This window comes from Aquabacterium soli (assembly GCF_003933735.1).
Classification (GTDB): Bacteria; Pseudomonadota; Gammaproteobacteria; order Burkholderiales; family Burkholderiaceae_C; genus Aquabacterium; species Aquabacterium soli.
In genome coordinates this window covers 1-462 of record NZ_RSED01000088.1, presented here as the reverse complement: position 1 = coordinate 462, position 462 = coordinate 1, and the positions used below count along the sequence as shown (strand labels likewise).

Sequence of the window (462 nt, the reverse complement as noted above, 5' to 3'; positions counted from 1 at the left end):
TTGACCAAACAGTTAGGCTGGGGAGCGAAGGCTGGGTGTTGCACTTCATGTGTCAATCCGCGCCTGGATTGGCGTTCATAGCGGCTTGCCTTTCGGAGACAAGATAACTGAACTTGATGGAAGTGCTTTGTTGTAGCAAACGACGGCGGTATCACCTGGCTTGTATGGGCTGAAGACACTTGCGGGGCATTGCCCTTGAATGACGTTGCTTTGCCCTTCTGGAGTGAACTGATACCGCATGACCATTGGCATGCCGGCACGATCGCTCTCGCGGCTGATGGAGAGTACTGTGCCGGTTACGCGAACGCCATTTCGTAGAAGATGTGCCTGCTCGTCCTTGCGCGCGCGGCTTGCTAGTGCAAAGACGACGAGCGTCGTCACCAAGCCTGTGATTGCAAGTATTGCTTTGGCTGCTGGAGTCATGGCGCGCGAGTTCGTAGGGGCCTAACGCCTTAGTTCAGA

General features: G+C 55.2%; 1 protein-coding gene. It reads right to left on the bottom strand.

Annotated features, from left to right (window positions below; all coding sequences use genetic code 11):
- Positions 1-75: 75 nt before the first annotated feature.
- The gene (locus tag EIP75_RS23910; RefSeq protein WP_125245682.1) at positions 76-423 is read right to left on the bottom strand and encodes a DUF3592 domain-containing protein; all 348 of its coding nucleotides are present in this window, start codon (positions 421-423) and stop codon (positions 76-78) included.
- Between the last annotated feature and the right edge of the window lie 39 nt (positions 424-462).